The following is a 16,749-nucleotide window of genomic DNA, read 5'->3' as shown; positions in this document are numbered from 1 at the left end:
GGGGTGCCCAAGATCCGGGATGGTCTGGACGCGGTGACGGCGTTCGCCGGGGCCGCGGCGGCGGGAATGTCGCTGTTCCTGCCGTTCACCTTCGGCGCCGAGTCGGTCGACTCGCCGTACCGGGTCACCAGCCTGATCAACAGCGTGCCGCGCGCGGCGGCGCTCGGGCTCATCGTCGCCGTCGTCGTGGCGGTGCTGGCCCGGCCGATCACCCGCCCCGGGCTGGTCTGGCTGGCCGCCACCGGCGGGGCGCTCGCCCTGGCGATCAACTATTTCGTCGGCCGGACGATGACCTCGACCGACGTGCTCACCACGCAGAACTACATCGACTCGCTCTGCGGCGGCGTGCTGTTCGGCGCGCTCGGCATCTGCGCGCTGCGCCTGCGCTGGCCCGCGGTCGGCTTCCTGCTCGGGGTCGTGACGGTGTTCGTCTACGGCGAGGTCGTCGCCGTGTTCAGCTCGAACACCTCGGCCACGGCCAGCAAGTCGGTGCACACCCCGGCCTGGCTGGTGATCGCCGCCGTCGTCCTGCTGACGCTGAACACCCTGCGGCACCGGCACGGCATGATGCCCGGTATCCCCCGTCTCGCCGCCGACCTGCCGATCACCCCGATCGTGGCCGCCACCGTGCTCGCGCTGACGCTGCTGGTCGCCACCGACTGGCTCGATCGCGAATTCGACGACCTGAACGGCAACACCTGGCAGATCACGCTGGCCGTGGTGGTCACCCTGGCCGCCGCCTTCGCCGCCGCCACCCTGCTGCCCGGCCGCGACGGCGCGGGCGTGCTGATCGCGGTCAGCCTGGGCGCCGCGGCCGACTCGCTGGCCGACGCGACGAGTCTCGGCTGGAATCTGCTGCTCGTCCTGCTCGTCGCCACCGCCGCCATCCTGGCCGGGCTGCGCTGGTCGAGCCCGTGGGCCGTGCTGCTCGGCGCGGCCGTGATCTGCCTGTTCGCCACCGTGGCCGAGCGGTTTCCGTGGGCGTTCGCGTGGACGGCGGGTCTGCTCGCGCTGACCGCCGTCGCCGGCTTCGCCGCCGGTTCGCTGCGGGTCGGCTACCTGCCCAGCGCCGTGCTCGGCCTCGGCGCGCTGTACCTGCCGTCGATCCTGTGGTCCATTCCCACCCGGCTGCGGCACTGGCCGACGGGCACGACCTCGGTCGACGAGAGCATTCCCGGCTGGGTCGCGCTGACCATCACCATCGGCGCCGCCGCCGCGCTGGCCGTGCTCTACCGAATCCGGCCCGCCGAAACGGAATCCGCGCCGCGGCGATAGCCGAGCACCCGGCGACATGGCCGACGCGACAGCGCCGGTGCCGCGAAACCCGGCACGATCGCCCGTAGGATCGGGGCGCACTACTCGACCGCCACCGACCCGACGGAGGAGGAGTTGCTCGCCGTTCTACTCGCCCACGCGCTGGCCGCACTGGTGGCCCCGCTGTGTGTACGAGTGCTGGGCCGCAACGCTTTCTACCTGCTCGCCCTGGTCCCGCTGGGCAGCCTCGGCTGGGTGCTCGCGCACTGGGGCACGACCGTGCGCACGCACGTGCAGTGGGCGCCGCAGATTTCGATGGACATCGACCTGCGCTTCGATTCCCTCGCCGCGGTGATGAGCACGCTGGTGCTCGGCATCGGCGCGCTGATCCTGGCCTACTGCGGCCGCTACTTCGATCGCGACGAGGTCCGGCTCGGGGTCTTCGCCGCCGAGCTGATCGGTTTCGCCGGTGCCATGTTCGGCCTGGTCACCAGCGACAACATGCTGCTGCTCTACGTGTTCTGGGAAATCACGACCGTGCTGTCGTTCCTGCTGGTCGGCCACTACGCCGAGCGGGCGGTGAGCAGGCGGGCGGCGATCCAGGCGCTGCTGGTGACCGGCGCGGGCGGGCTGGCCATGCTGGTCGGGATCATCGTCCTCGGCAACCGCTACGGCAGTTTCCTGCTCTCGGATCTGCTCGCGACCGCGCCGCCCGGCGGGACGGCGGTCTCGGTCGGGATCGGGCTGGTACTCATCGGCGCGATCAGCAAATCGGCGATCGTCCCGCTGCACTTCTGGCTCCCCGGCGCGATGGCAGCGCCGACCCCGGTCAGCGCGTATCTGCACGCGGCCGCGATGGTGAAGGCGGGCATCTATCTGGTGGCCCGGCTCGCGCCCGCCTTCGCCCAGACCCCGCCCTGGCACGCGATGCTGCTGCCGCTCGGTCTCGTCTCCATCCTGCTGGCGGGCTGGCGGGCGATGCAGGTGTACGACCTCAAGCTGGTGCTGGCGTTCGGCACCGTCAGCCAGCTGGGCCTGCTGATGACGATGATGGCGATCGGCACGCCGGACGCGGCGCTGGCCGGGATCACCCTGCTGGTGGCGCACGCGCTGTTCAAGGCCTGTCTGTTCATGGTGGTTGGCATCATCGATCACGGCGCGGGCACGCGTGACCTGCGCGAGCTGTCCGGGCTCGGGCGGCGGGCGCCGTGGTTGTGCGCGACCGCCGTCGTCGCCGCGCTGAGCATGGCCGGGATCGCGCCGCTGCTCGGCTTCGTCGGCAAGGAGTCGGCGCTGACCTCGGTGTGGTCGGCGGAGGTGCTGACGACCCCGGTCAAGCTGGCCGAGCTGGCCGGCATCGCGATCGGCTCGGCGTTCACGGTGGCCTACAGCACCCGGTTCATCTGGGGCGCCTTCGGCAAGACCGCGGATCCGGCCCGCCCGATGACCTGGCACGCGCCGGGCCCGCTGCTGCTCGCCCCGCCCGCGGTGCTCGCCGTGGCCGGCGTCGCGGGTGGGCTGGACACGACCGACGTCGACCGCTGGCTGAGTCCCTACGCCCAGACGCTGCCCGGCGAGCTGGACGCCCATCTCGCGCTCTGGCACGACCTCACCTGGCCGCTGGTGCTGACGCTGTTCATCATCGCCGCCGGTGTCGCGCTGTTCCTGATCCGGGGCCGGATCGACGAGCCGGTCCATCCACGCCTGGGCAACGCCGACCGCGCCTACGACGCCGCGCTGCGGGCGATGGACCGGCTCTCGCTGAAGATCACCGGCACCGTGCAGTCCGGCTCGCTGCCCGCCAGCCAGGCCACCATCCTCGGCACCCTGATCGTGCTGCCGACGGTGCTGCTGGCGGTGGGGACCCGGACCGGTGTGGAACTGCGGCTGTGGGATTCGCCGCTGCAAGCCGCGATCGGGGCGATCATGATCGCGATGGCGCTGGCCGCGACGGTACTGCGCAACCGGTTGGCCAGCGTGCTCGTCGTCGGGGTCACCGGGTACGGCTGCGGCGTGATCTTCGCGCTGCACGGCGCGCCCGACCTGGCGCTGACCCAGTTCCTGGTCGAGACGCTGACGCTGGTGATCTTCGTGCTGGTGCTGCGCGCGTTCCCCGCCGAGATCGCCGAGGACCAGGCGACCGCCTTCAAGGTCCGCCGGGCACTGCTCGCGATCGGCGTCGGGATCACCGTCGCGGTGCTGGCCGCGTTCGCCACCGCCGCGCGACGCGCCGAACCGATCTGGCAGGCCATCCCGGACGCCGCCTACCGGATCGGCGGCGGCAAGAACGCGGTGAACGTGCTGCTCGTCGACATCCGCGCCTGGGACACCCTGGGCGAGATCTCGGTGCTCGTCGTCGCCGCGACCGGCGTCGCCTCGCTGGTGTTCCGCAGCAGGCGCTTCGGCAGCGCGCCCCGCGCGGCCGACGCGCCGAACTACGATCCCGACGCGGTGAGCTGGCTGCCCGCCGCCCGGCTGGTCGACCGGCGCTACCGCTCGATGGTCCTGCAGATCACCACCCGGCTGATCTTCCCCACCATCATGGTGCTGTCGGTGTACTTCTTCTTCTCCGGGCACAACGCGCCGGGCGGCGGCTTCGCGGGCGGCCTGGTCGCCGGGCTCGCGCTGACCCTGCGCTACCTGGCGGGCGGACGCTACGAACTGGGCGAGGCGCTGCCGGTCGACGCCGGGCACCTGCTCGGCGCCGGGCTCACCCTGGCCGCGGGCACCGCGACCGCCTCGCTGCTGCTCGGCGCGCCGCCGCTGTCCTCGGCGATCATCGAGGTGACGCTGCCGGTGCTCGGCCACATCAAGCTGGTCACCGCGATGTTCTTCGACCTCGGCGTCTACCTGGTCGTGGTCGGCCTGGTCCTCGACGTGCTGCGCAGCCTCGGCGCCCGTTTGGACAAGGAACTCGTATGAGCGAGCGCAGCGAGCGGCAGATCAACACAGCCGCCATCGCGGTCATACCGGAACCGAGCGACAGCGAGGTGGAGGGATGAGCGCGAACCTGATTCTCCTGATCACCATCGGCGCGCTCACCGCGTGCGGGGTGTACCTGCTGCTCGAGCGGGTGGTCTCGAAGATGCTGCTCGGGATGATCCTGCTCGGCAACGCGGTGAACCTGCTGATCCTCACCATGGGCGGCCCCGACGGGCGGCCGCCGATCCTCGGCAGTTCCGACACCTCGCACGAGGGCATGGCCGACCCGCTGGCCCAGGCCATGGTCCTCACCGCCATCGTCATCACCATGGGGCTGGCCGCGTTCGTGCTCGCGCTGGCCTACCGCTCCTACATGCTGACCACCAGCGAGGACGTCGACAACGACCCCGAGGACGCGCAGATCGCCGCCCGGCGGGAACAGGAGGATCCCGAACAGTGACCCTGTCCCCGGATCTGCTCCCCACCCTCGCCGCGCTGCCGGTGCTGGTCCCGCTGCTCGGCGCCGCGGCGACCCTGGTGTTCGGCCGCCGCCCGCGGCTCCAGGCGATGATCTCGCTGAGCGCACTGACGTGCGTGCTGGTGATCAGCGCGCTGCTGCTGTACCTGGCCGATCGCGACGGCACCACCGCGGTCCAGGTGGGCGGCTGGCCGTCGCCGATCGGGATCACGCTGGTGGTGGACCGGCTCTCGGCGGCGATGCTGCTGGTGTCGGCCTTCGTGCTGCTGGTGGTGTCGATCTACGGTGCGGGCCAGAACATCTCCGACGGCGACGAGCACCAGCCGACCTCGATCTACCGGCCCACCTACCTGGTGCTGACCGCGGGGGTCTCGACCGCGTTCCTCGCCGGCGACCTGTTCAACCTGTTCGTCGGCTTCGAGGTCCTGCTGGTCGCCTCGTTCGTGCTGCTCACCGTCGGCGCGACCGAGGAGCGCATCCGCACCGGCATCGCCTATGTGATGGTGTCGATGGTGTCGTCGCTGATCTTCCTGATCGGCATCGGTATCACCTACGCCGCCACCGGAACCCTGAATCTGGCGCAGCTGGCCGTGCGCCTGGACGCCACCCCGAGCGGCGTGCGCACCGCCTGCTACGCGGTGCTGCTGGTGGCCTTCGGGATCAAGGCGGCGGTGTTCCCGCTGTCGAGCTGGCTGCCCGACTCCTACCCCACCGCGCCCGCGCCGGTGACCGCGGTCTTCGCCGGTCTGCTCACCAAGGTCGGGGTGTACGCGATCATCCGCACCCACACCCTGTGGTTCCCCGACGGCGCGTTCGACGACATCCTGCTGGTGTGCGGACTGGCCACGATGCTGGTGGGCATCCTCGGCGCGATCGCGCAGACCGATATCCGGCGACTGCTCTCGTTCACCCTGGTCAGCCACATCGGCTACATGGTCTTCGGCATCGGCCTCGCCACCACGGCGGGGCTGACCGGCGCGGTCTTCTACGTCGCCCACCACATCCTCGTGCAGACCGGGCTGTTCCTGGCCGTCGGTCTGATCGAACGCCAGGCGGGGTCGGTCTCGCTGCGCCGGATCGGCGGGCTGGCCACCGCGAGTCCGCTGCTCGGCGTGCTGTTCCTGGTTCCCGCGCTGAATCTCGGCGGCATTCCGCCGTTCTCGGGGTTCATCGGCAAGGTCGCGCTGCTGGAGGCGGGCGCGGCCGACGGCAGCGTGCTGGCCTGGGTGCTGGTCGCCGGCTCGGTGATCACCAGCCTGCTGACGCTGTACGCGGTGGCGCGGGTGTGGAGCAAGGCGTTCTGGCGGCCGCGCGAGGAGGCGCCGGAGGGTCATCTCACCGCGGCGAAACCGCCCACCCTGGTGGAGGACTCGACCGATGTGCACTACGAGGACCGCACCGACCCCGGCCGGATGCCCGCGCTGATGGTGCTGGCGACCGCGAGCCTGGTCACCGCCGGGCTGGCGCTGACGGTGCTCGCCGGGCCGATTCTCGGCATCGCCGAACGGGCGGCCGCCGACCTGGACGATCCGGCGGTCTACATCGGTTCCGTGCTCGGATCGGAGCCGCGATGACGCTCGGGCGGCTGGTCAACCGCGACAACGTGCTGCGGATCGGGGTGCTCGCGTGGCTGACCGCGGTCTGGGTCGCGCTCTGGGGCGACCTGAGCGCGGCCAATGTCGTGGCGGGCTTCGTCGTCGCGCTGATCGTGGTCTTCGCGCTGCCGCTGCCCATGGTCCCGGTGACCGGCCGGTTCCATCCGCTGTCGTTCCTCGAACTGATCGTGGTCAGCGCCTATTACGCGCTCGAGTCGAGCGCGCAGGTGGCCTGGTTCGCGATCCGGCCCGCCGGTCCACCGGTCTCCGGTGTGCTGCGCGTGCACCTGGGCATCCAGTCCGATCTGGTCCTGGTGATGGCCACCGACCTGCTGAACCTGATTCCCGGCACCATGGTGCTCGAGCTGGACCGGCCGCGGTGTGTGGTCTACGTCCACGTGCTCGACGTTGGCAGCGAGAAATCGGTGCTGAAGTTCTACCGCACCACCCGGCGATTGGAGCATCTGCTGATCAACGCCTTCGAACGGCCGAGCGAACGCCGCAGGCTCGACCCTGGCCCGGAGGTGCGGTCATGACGGTCGTCGCCGTGCTCGCCGGCATCCTGCTGACCGCCGCCGCGGTGATCACCAGCTATCGGGTGCTGGCCGGGCCGAGCACCCTGGACCGGGTCGTCGGGATCGACTCGCTGATGGCCATCGCCGCGTCCGGGCTCGCGGTCTGGGCCGCCTACAGCAACGACACCACGGTGATCCCGGCCATCGTGGCGCTGGCCCTGGTCGGCTTCCTCGGCTCGGCCGCGGTCTCGCGCTTCCGCGTCAGGGACGACCGATGACGGCGTGGGAGTGGGTCTCGGCCGTGCTCATCCTGACCGGCTGCGTGCTCGCGGTCACCGCCGCCATCGGCATCGTGCGCTTTCCCGACACTCTCACCCGCATGCACGCCGCGACCAAGCCGCAGGTGGTCGGGCTGGTCCTGGTGATGATCGGCACCGGCATCGACATCAGGGGCGACGTGAACGTCTGGATGCTGGTGCTGACCGGCCTGTTCACCATCATCACCGCGCCCGTCATCGCCCATCTCCTCGGCCGCACCGCCTACCGCGAACAGCGGCACCGCGACGGCCTGCTGCGGATCAACGAACTCGGCCGCGACGCCGACGACTAACCGGCCACCGGCGCGAGCTCCCGCCGCGGCGCCGCCGCGAACCAGGTCGCGTGGAACGCCGCGGCCACCGCGGCCAGCAGCCCGAGGACGACGGCGCCCGCGAGCACCGGGTACTCGGCCATCGGCACCGCGAGGTACCGGAACGACAGCAGCAGCCCGGCGAACACCACCGCACCGAAGCCGACCATCCGCACCCGGAACGCGCCCCAGCCGCGTTCGGGCGCCCGCAGCGCCGACTCGACGGTCAGGCACAGCACCGCGCCCGCCACCAGGTCGACGCCGTAGTGGTAGCCGAACCCGAGCGTGGCGGCCACGGTCGCGGCCAGCCAGAACGCGCCGCCCCAGCGCAGCCAGGCCGGCGCCCGCGACCCGTCGACATCGCGACGGGTGTGGATGAACAGCGACAGCGCCCAGGCGGTGTGCATCGACGGCATGCAGTTGCGCGGGGTGAACGCGTCGAACGGCAGCGCGGCCGGGTTGTGATCGATCGGCGGCAGCATCGAGGGCCAGAAGTTGCCGACCTGGAAGCCGTGCCCGTCCGCGCCGAACGCGAACATCGGCCCGACGACCGGGAACAGCACGTAGAACAGCGGACCGACCAGCCCGAGCACCAGGAACGTGCGCACCAGGTAGTGCGTCGGCCACTCCCCCGTCGGGACGACCCGGCGCAACTGCCACACCGCGACCACGATGGCCGCGACCGGCAGCTCGATGTAGACCCAGTGCAGCACGCCGTACACCTCGGGCCCGAGCACCTCGAGCACCCGGCCGAGGACCCAGGACGGGTCACCGAGCGCGTGATCGGCGAGGACCAGGTATTCGTCGAGCACCGAGGGCCGCACCGCCGAGGTGACGTGCAGCCACACATCGCCCACCTTGGTCGCGAGCACCAGCAGCGCGCCCAGCGCCGCCGCCTTCAGCGCGTCGGTGCGTTCGCGCCCACGCCAGCGCACGGCCGCCACGATCACCAGGCCGGTCAGGACGATGGTCGGTCCGTTGCCGACGGTGAACGGCTTGCCGTCGAGCAGCCGCAGCGCGGCGTAGATCGCGTCGATCCCGATCGCGGCGGCCACCGCGTACAACCGCCTGCGCGCGTTCACCCCGACGAGGGCGAGCAGCAGACCGGCCCACGGCACCGACATCGATTTCGGCGTCCCGATGTAGTCGCGCGCCAGGCTCGCGAGCGGGCCGTCGAACCCACTGACCCAGGCGGCGATCTGCAATCCGACCAGCAGCGCGAGCACCGCCGACACCGCGACGACGGCGAGGGTGCGTGGCTCACGCAGACGGTTCCGTAGGGTGGCACCCCCCGCATCGGTGCGCGGATGTTCGACAAGCATCCAGCCATCGTAAACGGCGGGTTAACGCCACCTCGCCGTGCAGCTGAACGCTACTGATCCAGCTCTCGCACCAGCGAATCCACGACAGCGACAAGATCACCCTGTGATTGCGCCGCGACTCGGCGTTGCCGCTGGTAGGAGGCACCGTGGCGGGGAATGTCGGCGACCGACGCCAATTCGTCCGAGCAGCCCAAACGCTTGGCGGTCGGCTCGAGTTTGTTCAGCAGTTCCATCAGATCGTCTGTGACCAAACGCTCATTGCTGGCGTCGTCGACGATCACGATCGCGTCGAGCCCGTAGCGCGCGGCGCGCCATTTGTTCTCCTGCACGTGCCACGGCGGCAGCGTCGGCAGGTCCTCGCCCGCGTCCAGCCTGCGCTCCAGATCGACGACGAGGCAGTGGATCAGCGCGGCCACCGCGGCCAGTTCGGCCCGGCTGGACAGCCCGTCGCACACCCGGATCTCGATGGTGCCCCACTTGGGCGCGGGCCGGATGTCCCAGTGCATGCCGCCGAGCTGTTCGAACACACCGGTTTTGAGCTGGTCGTGCACGAAACCCTCGAACTGCGGCCAGTTCTCGAACTGGAACGGCAGCCCGGCCGTCGGCAGCTGCTGGAACATCAGCGCGCGGTTGCTGGCGTAGCCGGTGTCGTCGCCGGACCACATCGGCGAGGAGGCCGAGAGCGCGAGCAGATGCGGGTACGACAGCAGCAGCGAGTTCAGGATCGGAAAGACCTTGTCCCGGTGCGAGACTCCCACGTGCACGTGCACACCCCAGATCAGCATCTGGCGGCCCCACCACTGGGTGCGCTCGATCAGCTCGTCGTAATGCGGTGAGCGGGTGAGCTGCTGGGCCGACCACTGCGCGAACGGATGGGTGCCCGCGCAGAACAGGTCGACGCCGAGCGGATCGGCCGCGCGGCGCACCGCGTCCATGGTGCCGCGCAGGTCCTCGACCGCGCCGCCGACCGTGTCGTGCACACCGGTCACCAATTCGACGGTGTTGCGCAGCAATTCCTTGGTCACCTGGGGCGTGCCGTCGTGGGCACGCCGGTCACCGACGGCGTCGAAGACCGCCGAGGCGGTGTTGGACAGATCACGCGTCACCTTGTCGACGAGCGCGATCTCCCATTCGATGCCGATGGTGGGCCGGGGCGAACCTGGGAAGGGTACCGACTGGATTGCCCCGGCCATGTGCGTCTCGCTAACCGACCACGCCGCAGGCGACCCGGGAGCCCGCGTCACCGGTGGACAGCGTGGTCTCGTCGGGGCCGGTGCCACCCTCGCGGGTGTACCGGGACGGGATGTTGCCGAAGTTGTCGGCGCCGGAGTGCACGATCAGCGCCTTGCCCTTGATGTTGTCCAGGGTGACGGTGTCGGTGCGGGTGACCAGCTTGGCGGTGCCGTCGGCACCGACCTGCAGCGAGGTCAGGTCGCCGCTGGCCGGGTGCGCGTTGGCCGCGCCGACCTGCAGATGACCGCCTGCCGAGGTGAAGTCGCCCTCACAGGTGCCGTTCTGGTGGAAGTGCAGGCCGTGGAAGCCCGGGGTGAGTCCCTGCGCCTCGACGGTGACCACCAGGTGGCTGCCCTCGGTGACGAAGGTCGCGGTGCCGACGCTCGCGCCGGAACCCGACTTGAGCTCGGTCTTCAGGCCGCCCGCCGCGGGCGCGCCGTGGTCGCCGCCGCCGTGGTTCGCGGTCGTCGGGGTGCCGTGGCCGCCGCCGTGCTCGGTACCGGAACCCGCGGGCGCGGCCGAGCTGGTCCACACCGGCGGCGTGGTTCCCTTGACGTCACTCGACTCCTGGCTGTTGGAGCAAGCGGCGAGCCCGAACGCGGCAACCGCCAGCACCGGGGTCACAATGCGCCAGGACGGGCGACGAGTTGTCGACGTGGCCATCAGGGAACTCCTTTACGAGTACCGAGTTTAACGAGTAAAGCTGGGTGGACAGGGGCTGTACCGCTCAAGATGATGCCACAGCGCACGTTCCCCACTCGGCACCGCGTGCCGAGCCTCGTTCAGCGACCGGTCAGTACGACGACCACGCCCGGCGAGGTGTCGCCGGTCTTCGGCGCGACGGTCCCGCCGATCTCCGCGGCGATCTCGGCGGCCGCGGCCTTGTCGCCCGCGCCGCCGCCGTAGAACACCGTGGTGGTGGTGAGGTTCTCGCCGCTGTAGTTGCCGGTGCTCACGTTGCTCCAGCCCGACGAGGTCAGCTCGCCCGCGGTGCGCGCGGCCAGGCCGGCGACCAGGCTGTTGTTCAGCACCCGCACGGGCACGCTCTGGTCGACCGTGGCCGCGGGCGCGGTGCTCGGCGCCGCCGTGGTGGTCGGCGCGACCGTCGTCGTGGTGGTCTTGGCGGTGGTCGGGGCAGCGACCGCGCTGGTGGTCGTCGCGACGGCCGTGGTGGCTGGCGCCTGCGCGACCACGCTCGACGTCGTCGTCTCGGTCGGCTCGGCCGAATCGGCGGAGTCGGCATCGGAGTTCGACAACGACATCGCACCCAGACCCGCGAAAACGATGGCCAGGGCGATCAACACCATCGCCAGCGCGCGCAGCGGCGGGCCGCCGGGGGTGGGATTCGGGTTGCTCACCCGCGCAACCCTAGTCGCAACCGGTGCTGTGTGGCCGTCATGTCAGACCTGGAAACCGAGTCGGCGTGCTGCGCGAGCCTTCTGCCTGCTGGCCCGCAGCCTGCGCAGGCGCTTGACCAGCATCGGGTCCGCCGCCAGCGCCTCGTCCTTGTCGACGACCGCGTTGAGCACCTGGTAGTACCTGGTGGCCGACATGGCGAACAGCTCGCGGATCGCGTCTTCCTTGGCGCCCGCGTACTTCCACCATTTGCGTTCGAAGTCGAGGATGTCGAGCTCACGGCGACTCAGCCCGCTGCCTTCGTCGGGGGCCGTGTCCTGTGTGGTTCCCGCCTCGATGTTGCGAGCCGCTGCGCCGTCCATCTTGCTCCCTCGCCGAGTATCACGAGATGAAAATGACGCTTGCACGTCGCGGATCATTCAACCACGCAGGAGCCGGATCCTCCGAGCGATGTCCCGGCGTGTTGACTACGGGCCAGTAGGGTGTCGTACCCCACAGGGGCCGCCGCTCACCCACGCGCGCGACCGGCGATAATGGCGCTCATGGCAATTCTCCCGATCGTGATCGTCGGTGACCCCGTCCTCCACAACCCCACCGCACCGGTGACGGAGACGCCGGCCGAGCTGGCCGACCTGATCGCGGACATGTACGACACCCTGGAGGAGTCCAAGGGTGTCGGCCTGGCGGCCAACCAGGTCGGGGTCGGCAAGCGGCTGTTCGTCTACGACTGCCCCGACTTCGACGCCGCGGGCAAGCCGATCCGCCGCAAGGGCCTGGTGATCAACCCGGTGCTGGAGACCTCCGAGATCCCGGAGACCATGCCCGATCCCGACGACGACGAGGAAGGCTGCCTGTCCGTGCCGGGCGAGCAGTTCCCCACCGGTCGCGCCGACTGGGCCAGGGTCACCGGGACCGACGAGAAGGGCGAGCCGGTCGACATCGAGGGCACCGGCTTCTTCGCCAGGATGCTCCAGCACGAGGTGGGCCACCTCGACGGCTTCCTCTACGTCGACGTGCTGATCGGCCGCAACGCCCGCGCGGCGAAGAAGGCGATCAAGCGCAACGGCTGGGGCACACCGGGTCTGAGCTGGATCCCCGGCACGGTGCCCGACCCGTTCGGCCATGACGACTGAGATCCCGCTCGGCCGCCGCGTCGTCATGCGGTACCAGCTCCCCGAGGGCTATCCCCAGCCGCTCACCGATGTGATCGGCGAGCTGGTGTCGCTGAGTCCGCCGTCGGTGCGGACCGCCGAGGGCGAACTGGTCTCGGTGGCGCCCGATCGGGTCGTCGCGCTGAAGGCCCTGGGACCGCGGCCGATTCGCACCAGGGAGATCCGCTCGCTGGAGACCGCGGCGGCCGCCGCCTGGCCGGGCAGCGCGCATCTGTGGATCGACGGCTGGCTCGCGCGAGCGGGCGCCGGTTACACCGGGCGCGCGAATTCCGCTGTGCCGCTGGGGGAGTCCGGCGTGCCCGCGGTGCTGTCGATCGACACCATGCACAAGATCGCGGACTGGTACACCGCCAACGGGCTGCCGCTGCTGCTGCAACTGCCCGATCGGCTGGCCCCGGTGCCGCCGGGCTGGAACACCTGGAGCGAGACCGTCGTCCTCGGGCTCGACATCGCGAATTTCGTTCTGCCGCAGGGCCCGTCGATGGTCAAGATCACCGGCGCGCCGAGCGAGAGCTGGCTGCGCACGCACCGGTATCGCGGCGAGATCCCGCTCGATCCCGCCGTCCGGGAACCGGACGTCGCGGTACTCACCTCGGTGATCGACGGCACGCTCGGGTTCGCCTCGCTCGGCCTGCCGGAGGCGCTGGCGATCGGCCGCGGCGCGGTCACCACCGCGCCGGACGGCAGGCGCTGGGTCGGGCTGACCTGTGTCGCGGTGGCAGCCGCGCACCGGCGCAACGGCCTGGCCTCGCTGCTGTGCGCCGAGCTGATCCGCTGGGGCGCCGAGCACGGCGCCACCCATGCCTACGTGCAGGTGGAGGTAGGCAACGCCACCGGACTCGCGCTCTACCGCGAGCTCGGCTTCCTGGAACACCACAGCTACCGCTACGCCGCGCCGCCGAGCGCGTCGTAGGAAAGGACCGCGACCCGTGCGTCTCGCCACCTGGAACGTCAACTCGATCCGCTCCCGCGTCGATCGGGTGACCGCCTTCCTGGACCGCCACGACATCGATGTCCTGGCGATCCAGGAGACCAAGTGCCGCGACGACCAGTTCCCCTACGAGCAGTTCGACCAGGCGGGCTACGAGGTCGCCCACGTCGGGCTGAACCAGTGGAACGGGGTCGCGATCGTGTCCAGGGTCGGTCTCACCGACGTCGAGACCGCGTTCTCCGGGCAGCCCGGTTTCGACAAGAACGCCGGTGACTCGCTGCTCGAATCGCCGGTGGTGGAGGCCAGGGCGATCGGCGCGACCTGCGGCGGGGTGCGGGTGTGGAGCCTGTACGTGCCCAACGGCCGCGCGCTCGACGACCCGCACTACGCGTACAAGCTCGACTGGCTGTCGACCCTGCGCGAGCGGGCGACCGACTGGCTGACCGAGGACCCGGCAGCGAAGATCGCGCTGGTCGGCGACTGGAACATCGCCCCCACCGACGACGACGTGTGGGCCCCGGAGCTCTTCGAGGGCAAGACCCACACGTCCGCGCCCGAGCGGGCCGCGTTCCAGGGCATGCTCGACACCGGCTTCCGCGACGTCATGCGCCCGTTCGCGCCCGGCCCCGGCGTCTACACCTACTGGGACTACACCCAGCTGCGTTTCCCCCGCAAGGAGGGCATGCGCATCGACTTCATCCTGGCCTCCGCCGCCCTCGCCGACCAGGTGAAGGACGCCTCGGTCGACCGGGAGGAGCGCAAGGGCAAGGGCGCCAGCGACCACGCCCCGGTCATCGCGGAGTTCTCCGACTGACCCGGCTCGCGTCGCCCGAGCGGTACCGTGGATGACAGGATCATCCGACCTGCGACGTAGCGGGAGGTGTGCTTGTGGCGTTCTACCGGCAGCTCGGGTCTGTGCCACCGAAGCGGCATACACAGCATCGGGATGGGAGCGGCAACCTCTATTACGAGGAGCTGATGGGCGAGGAGGGCTTCTCCGGTGACTCCTCGCTGCTCTACCACCGTGGCCTGCCGCCCGCGATCGTCGACTCGACCGTGTGGCAGCTCCCCGATCAGTCGCTGACGCCGAATCACCCACTGCGCCACCGTCATCTGCGCCTGCCCGCGCTGTTCCCCGGTGACACCCCCGCCAGGACCGACCCGGTGACCGGCCGCAGGCTGCTGCTGGCCAATGCCGACGTGCGCATCTCGTATGTGGTCGCCAAGGGCGCGTCCCCGCTGTACCGCAATGCCATCGGCGACGAGCTGGTGTACGTGGAATCGGGTGCGGCCGTGGTGGAGAGCGTGTTCGGCGCGGTCCCGGTCCGGCAGGGCGATCAGCTGATCATGCCGCGCGCGACCACCCATCGCTGGCTGCCGACGGGCGAGGAACCGTTGCGCGCGTATGTGATAGAGGCGTCCAGCCACATCACCCCACCCAAGCGCTATCTCTCGAAATTCGGCCAGCTGCTGGAGAATTCGCCCTACTGCGAACGGGACCTGCACGGTCCCGCCGAACCGCTGCTGGCCACCGGCACGGAGGTGGAGGTGCTGGTCAAGCATCGGCCGGGCGCGGAGGTGGTCGGCACCAGGATGATCTACGCGACGCACCCGTTCGATGTGGTCGGCTGGGACGGCTGCCTGTATCCGTACACCTTCAACATCGCCGACTTCGAACCGATCACCGGCCGGGTGCATCAACCGCCGCCCGCGCATCAGGCGTTCGAGGGGATCAACTTCGTGGTCTGCAATTTCGTGCCGCGCAAGGTGGACTATCACCCGCTGTCGATTCCGGTGCCGTACTACCACTCCAATGTCGACTCCGACGAGATCATGTTCTATTGCGGCGGAAACTACGAGGCGCGCAGGGGTTCCGGGATCACCCAGGGTTCGGTGTCGGTGCATCCCGGCGGTTACGCACACGGCCCGCAGCCCGGCGCCTACGAACGCAGTATCGGCGCCGAGTTCTTCGACGAACTGGCGGTGATGGTCGATACCTTCCGGCCACTCCAGCTCGGCGAGGGCGCGCTGGCCTGCGAGGACCCGGCCTACGCCTGGACCTGGTCGGGCCGCGGACCGGGGCCGCGATGAGCGGGCGGCTGCTGCGGGTCGAGGTGGCGCCGGACTCGCTGTTCGGGCCGGAGAACCTGCCCTACGGCGTCTTCGCGCCGCCGGGGGGCGGCTTCCGGGTCGGCGCCCGGCTGGGCGATACCGTGCTCGACCTCGTCGCGCTGCTCGGCGATCCGGTCTTCGCCCAGCCGTCCATGAACGCCTTCCTGGCCGCCGGGCCCGACCACTGGCGGACGGTCCGCGACCGGTTGCGGGAGCTGGCCGACACCGAGCTGCCGATCGAGGCGGTGCACCCGGTCAACGGCGTGGAGATGGCGCTGCCGATCCACATCGGCGACTACGTCGACTTCTACGCGAGCATCGACCACGCCACCAATCTGGGCAGGCTGTTCCGGCCGGACAGCGAACCGCTGCTGCCGAATTGGCGGCATCTGCCGGTGGGTTACCACGGTCGGGCCGGCACCGTCGTGGTGTCGGGGACCCCGATCATCCGGCCGCTGGGTCAGCGCCGCACCGATTCGGCCACACCGGATTTCGGGCCATCGCGGCGGCTGGATATCGAGGCCGAGCTGGGTTTCGTGGTCGGCACCGGGTCACCGCTCGGTGTTCCGGTGCGCGTCGACGAATTCAGCGACCACGTCTTCGGCGTCGCCCTGGTCAACGACTGGTCGGCCCGCGACATCCAGGCCTGGGAGTACCAGCCGCTCGGCCCGTTCCTCGGCAAGTCGTTCAGCACGTCGCTCGCGGCGTGGATCACCCCGCTCGCCGCGCTCGCCGATGCCCGCGTCCCGCTGCCGCCGCAGGACCCGCCACCCCTGCCCTACCTGCGGGGCAGCGACGATCACGGCCTCGACATCGACCTGGCGGTCCGCTGGAACGGCGAGGTGGTCGCACACCCGCCCTATGCGCGGATGTACTGGTCACCGGCGCAGATGCTCGCCCATCTCACCGCCAACGGCGCCTCGATCCGGCCCGGCGACCTCTACGCCTCCGGCACGATCTCCGGACCGGAACCCGACCAGCGTGGGTCGTTCATCGAATTGTCCTGGGGCGGTGCGCAACCCATCGCCGTCGGCGACGAATCGCGGACCTTCCTCGCCGACGGTGACACCGTCACGATCACCGCCACCGCGCCGGGCACCGCGGGCCGCCGGATCGGCCTCGGCGAGGTCAGCGGCCGAATCCTGCCCTCGCGGACGCCCTGACCACCCGGGTGACCCGGCTTCGATGATCACCGCGGCAACCACCCAGGGGCGGAGATGGTAGTGGTACA

Annotated in this window: 17 protein-coding genes; 12 read left to right on the top strand and 5 right to left on the bottom strand. The window is 70.4% G+C overall.

Annotated features, from left to right (window positions below):
- The first annotated feature begins 3 nt into the window (after nucleotides 1–3).
- The 7 genes from ACFYWJ_RS07775 to mnhG all read left to right on the top strand — a co-directional run bounded on the left by ACFYWJ_RS07775 (nucleotide 4) and on the right by mnhG (nucleotide 7,374).
- Nucleotides 4–1,275, top strand: a complete 1,272-nt coding sequence (locus tag ACFYWJ_RS07775) for a hypothetical protein (RefSeq protein WP_355274369.1) — start codon at nucleotides 4–6, stop codon at nucleotides 1,273–1,275.
- 114 nt (nucleotides 1,276–1,389) lie between these two features.
- A complete protein-coding gene (locus ACFYWJ_RS07770; protein WP_355274371.1) occupies nucleotides 1,390–4,176 on the top strand; it encodes a Na+/H+ antiporter subunit A in 2,787 nt (928 codons plus the stop codon).
- A gap of 76 nt (nucleotides 4,177–4,252) precedes the next feature.
- Nucleotides 4,253–4,636, top strand: coding sequence for a Na(+)/H(+) antiporter subunit C (locus ACFYWJ_RS07765; RefSeq protein WP_355274374.1), 384 nt, complete (start codon nucleotides 4,253–4,255; stop codon nucleotides 4,634–4,636).
- On the top strand, nucleotides 4,633–6,228 hold the full coding sequence (locus ACFYWJ_RS07760) for a Na+/H+ antiporter subunit D (RefSeq protein ID WP_355274375.1): 1,596 nt from the start codon (nucleotides 4,633–4,635) through the stop codon (nucleotides 6,226–6,228). The genes ACFYWJ_RS07765 and ACFYWJ_RS07760 overlap by 4 nt, the downstream gene beginning before the upstream one ends.
- The gene (locus ACFYWJ_RS07755) at nucleotides 6,225–6,785 is read left to right on the top strand and encodes a Na+/H+ antiporter subunit E (RefSeq protein ID WP_355274378.1); all 561 of its coding nucleotides are present in this window, start codon (nucleotides 6,225–6,227) and stop codon (nucleotides 6,783–6,785) included. Before ACFYWJ_RS07760 ends, ACFYWJ_RS07755 begins: the two co-directional genes overlap by 4 nt.
- A complete protein-coding gene (locus tag ACFYWJ_RS07750; protein WP_355274380.1) occupies nucleotides 6,782–7,042 on the top strand; it encodes a monovalent cation/H+ antiporter complex subunit F in 261 nt (86 codons plus the stop codon). The genes ACFYWJ_RS07755 and ACFYWJ_RS07750 overlap by 4 nt, the downstream gene beginning before the upstream one ends.
- The gene (gene mnhG / locus ACFYWJ_RS07745) at nucleotides 7,039–7,374 is read left to right on the top strand and encodes a monovalent cation/H(+) antiporter subunit G (RefSeq protein WP_355274383.1); all 336 of its coding nucleotides are present in this window, start codon (nucleotides 7,039–7,041) and stop codon (nucleotides 7,372–7,374) included. Before ACFYWJ_RS07750 ends, mnhG begins: the two co-directional genes overlap by 4 nt.
- On the opposite strand, the gene ACFYWJ_RS07740 is transcribed toward mnhG, so the two are convergent.
- The 5 genes from ACFYWJ_RS07740 to ACFYWJ_RS07720 form a co-directional block, all read right to left on the bottom strand.
- On the bottom strand, nucleotides 7,371–8,714 hold the full coding sequence (locus ACFYWJ_RS07740) for a DUF5933 domain-containing protein (RefSeq protein WP_355274386.1): 1,344 nt from the start codon (nucleotides 8,712–8,714) through the stop codon (nucleotides 7,371–7,373). The genes mnhG and ACFYWJ_RS07740 overlap by 4 nt on opposite strands.
- Before the next feature lie 50 nt (nucleotides 8,715–8,764).
- Nucleotides 8,765–9,907 carry a glutamate--cysteine ligase gene (locus tag ACFYWJ_RS07735; protein ID WP_355274388.1) on the bottom strand — a complete coding sequence of 381 codons (1,143 nt, stop codon included), beginning with the start codon at nucleotides 9,905–9,907 and terminating at the stop codon, nucleotides 8,765–8,767.
- A 10-nt stretch (nucleotides 9,908–9,917) separates the two neighbouring features.
- Nucleotides 9,918–10,610 (bottom strand): superoxide dismutase family protein, encoded by a 693-nt coding sequence (locus ACFYWJ_RS07730; RefSeq protein WP_355274390.1) that lies wholly within the window; start codon nucleotides 10,608–10,610, stop codon nucleotides 9,918–9,920.
- Nucleotides 10,611–10,729: 119 nt separating this feature from the next.
- Complete coding sequence (locus tag ACFYWJ_RS07725) at nucleotides 10,730–11,305, bottom strand: LytR C-terminal domain-containing protein (RefSeq protein ID WP_355274393.1); 576 nt, start codon at nucleotides 11,303–11,305, stop codon at nucleotides 10,730–10,732.
- A 42-nt stretch (nucleotides 11,306–11,347) separates the two neighbouring features.
- Entirely contained in the window at nucleotides 11,348–11,665 is a 318-nt protein-coding gene (locus ACFYWJ_RS07720) for a DUF3263 domain-containing protein (protein ID WP_355274395.1), read from the bottom strand.
- A 180-nt stretch (nucleotides 11,666–11,845) separates the two neighbouring features.
- Here ACFYWJ_RS07720 and ACFYWJ_RS07715 point away from each other — a divergent pair, with 180 nt between their 5' ends.
- The 5 genes from ACFYWJ_RS07715 to fahA all read left to right on the top strand — a co-directional run bounded on the left by ACFYWJ_RS07715 (nucleotide 11,846) and on the right by fahA (nucleotide 16,681).
- Nucleotides 11,846–12,436: a peptide deformylase gene (locus tag ACFYWJ_RS07715; protein ID WP_355274398.1), complete on the top strand. Its 591-nt coding sequence runs from the start codon at nucleotides 11,846–11,848 to the stop codon at nucleotides 12,434–12,436.
- Nucleotides 12,426–13,388 carry a GNAT family N-acetyltransferase gene (locus ACFYWJ_RS07710; RefSeq protein WP_355274401.1) on the top strand — a complete coding sequence of 321 codons (963 nt, stop codon included), beginning with the start codon at nucleotides 12,426–12,428 and terminating at the stop codon, nucleotides 13,386–13,388. The genes ACFYWJ_RS07715 and ACFYWJ_RS07710 overlap by 11 nt, the downstream gene beginning before the upstream one ends.
- A gap of 16 nt (nucleotides 13,389–13,404) precedes the next feature.
- The gene (locus ACFYWJ_RS07705; protein ID WP_355274404.1) at nucleotides 13,405–14,220 is read left to right on the top strand and encodes an exodeoxyribonuclease III; all 816 of its coding nucleotides are present in this window, start codon (nucleotides 13,405–13,407) and stop codon (nucleotides 14,218–14,220) included.
- Between the two features lie 74 nt (nucleotides 14,221–14,294).
- Complete coding sequence (locus ACFYWJ_RS07700; protein WP_355274407.1) at nucleotides 14,295–15,497, top strand: homogentisate 1,2-dioxygenase domain-containing protein; 1,203 nt, start codon at nucleotides 14,295–14,297, stop codon at nucleotides 15,495–15,497.
- A complete protein-coding gene (fahA, locus tag ACFYWJ_RS07695; protein ID WP_355274408.1) occupies nucleotides 15,494–16,681 on the top strand; it encodes a fumarylacetoacetase in 1,188 nt (395 codons plus the stop codon). The genes ACFYWJ_RS07700 and fahA overlap by 4 nt, the downstream gene beginning before the upstream one ends.
- Nucleotides 16,682–16,749 lie beyond the last annotated feature (68 nt).

The organism is Nocardia sp. NPDC003269, from assembly GCF_042888005.1.
In the GTDB taxonomy this organism is placed as follows: domain Bacteria; phylum Actinomycetota; class Actinomycetes; order Mycobacteriales; family Mycobacteriaceae; genus Nocardia.
Note: the sequence above shows the minus strand (reverse complement) of the source record. Positions and strands in the feature narration are given on the sequence as shown.

Coding starts and splice junctions, on each gene's coding strand:
- ACFYWJ_RS07750 (WP_355274380.1), top strand. CDS start 6,782: ATGACGGTCGTCGCCGTGCTCGCCGGCATCCTGCTGACCGCCGCCGCG.
- ACFYWJ_RS07715 (WP_355274398.1), top strand. CDS start 11,846: ATGGCAATTCTCCCGATCGTGATCGTCGGTGACCCCGTCCTCCACAAC.
- ACFYWJ_RS07730 (WP_355274390.1), bottom strand. CDS start 10,610: ATGGCCACGTCGACAACTCGTCGCCCGTCCTGGCGCATTGTGACCCCG.
- ACFYWJ_RS07720 (WP_355274395.1), bottom strand. CDS start 11,665: ATGGACGGCGCAGCGGCTCGCAACATCGAGGCGGGAACCACACAGGAC.
- ACFYWJ_RS07740 (WP_355274386.1), bottom strand. CDS start 8,714: ATGCTTGTCGAACATCCGCGCACCGATGCGGGGGGTGCCACCCTACGG.
- mnhG (WP_355274383.1), top strand. CDS start 7,039: ATGACGGCGTGGGAGTGGGTCTCGGCCGTGCTCATCCTGACCGGCTGC.
- ACFYWJ_RS07735 (WP_355274388.1), bottom strand. CDS start 9,907: ATGGCCGGGGCAATCCAGTCGGTACCCTTCCCAGGTTCGCCCCGGCCC.
- ACFYWJ_RS07710 (WP_355274401.1), top strand. CDS start 12,426: ATGACGACTGAGATCCCGCTCGGCCGCCGCGTCGTCATGCGGTACCAG.
- ACFYWJ_RS07755 (WP_355274378.1), top strand. CDS start 6,225: ATGACGCTCGGGCGGCTGGTCAACCGCGACAACGTGCTGCGGATCGGG.
- fahA (WP_355274408.1), top strand. CDS start 15,494: ATGAGCGGGCGGCTGCTGCGGGTCGAGGTGGCGCCGGACTCGCTGTTC.
- ACFYWJ_RS07765 (WP_355274374.1), top strand. CDS start 4,253: ATGAGCGCGAACCTGATTCTCCTGATCACCATCGGCGCGCTCACCGCG.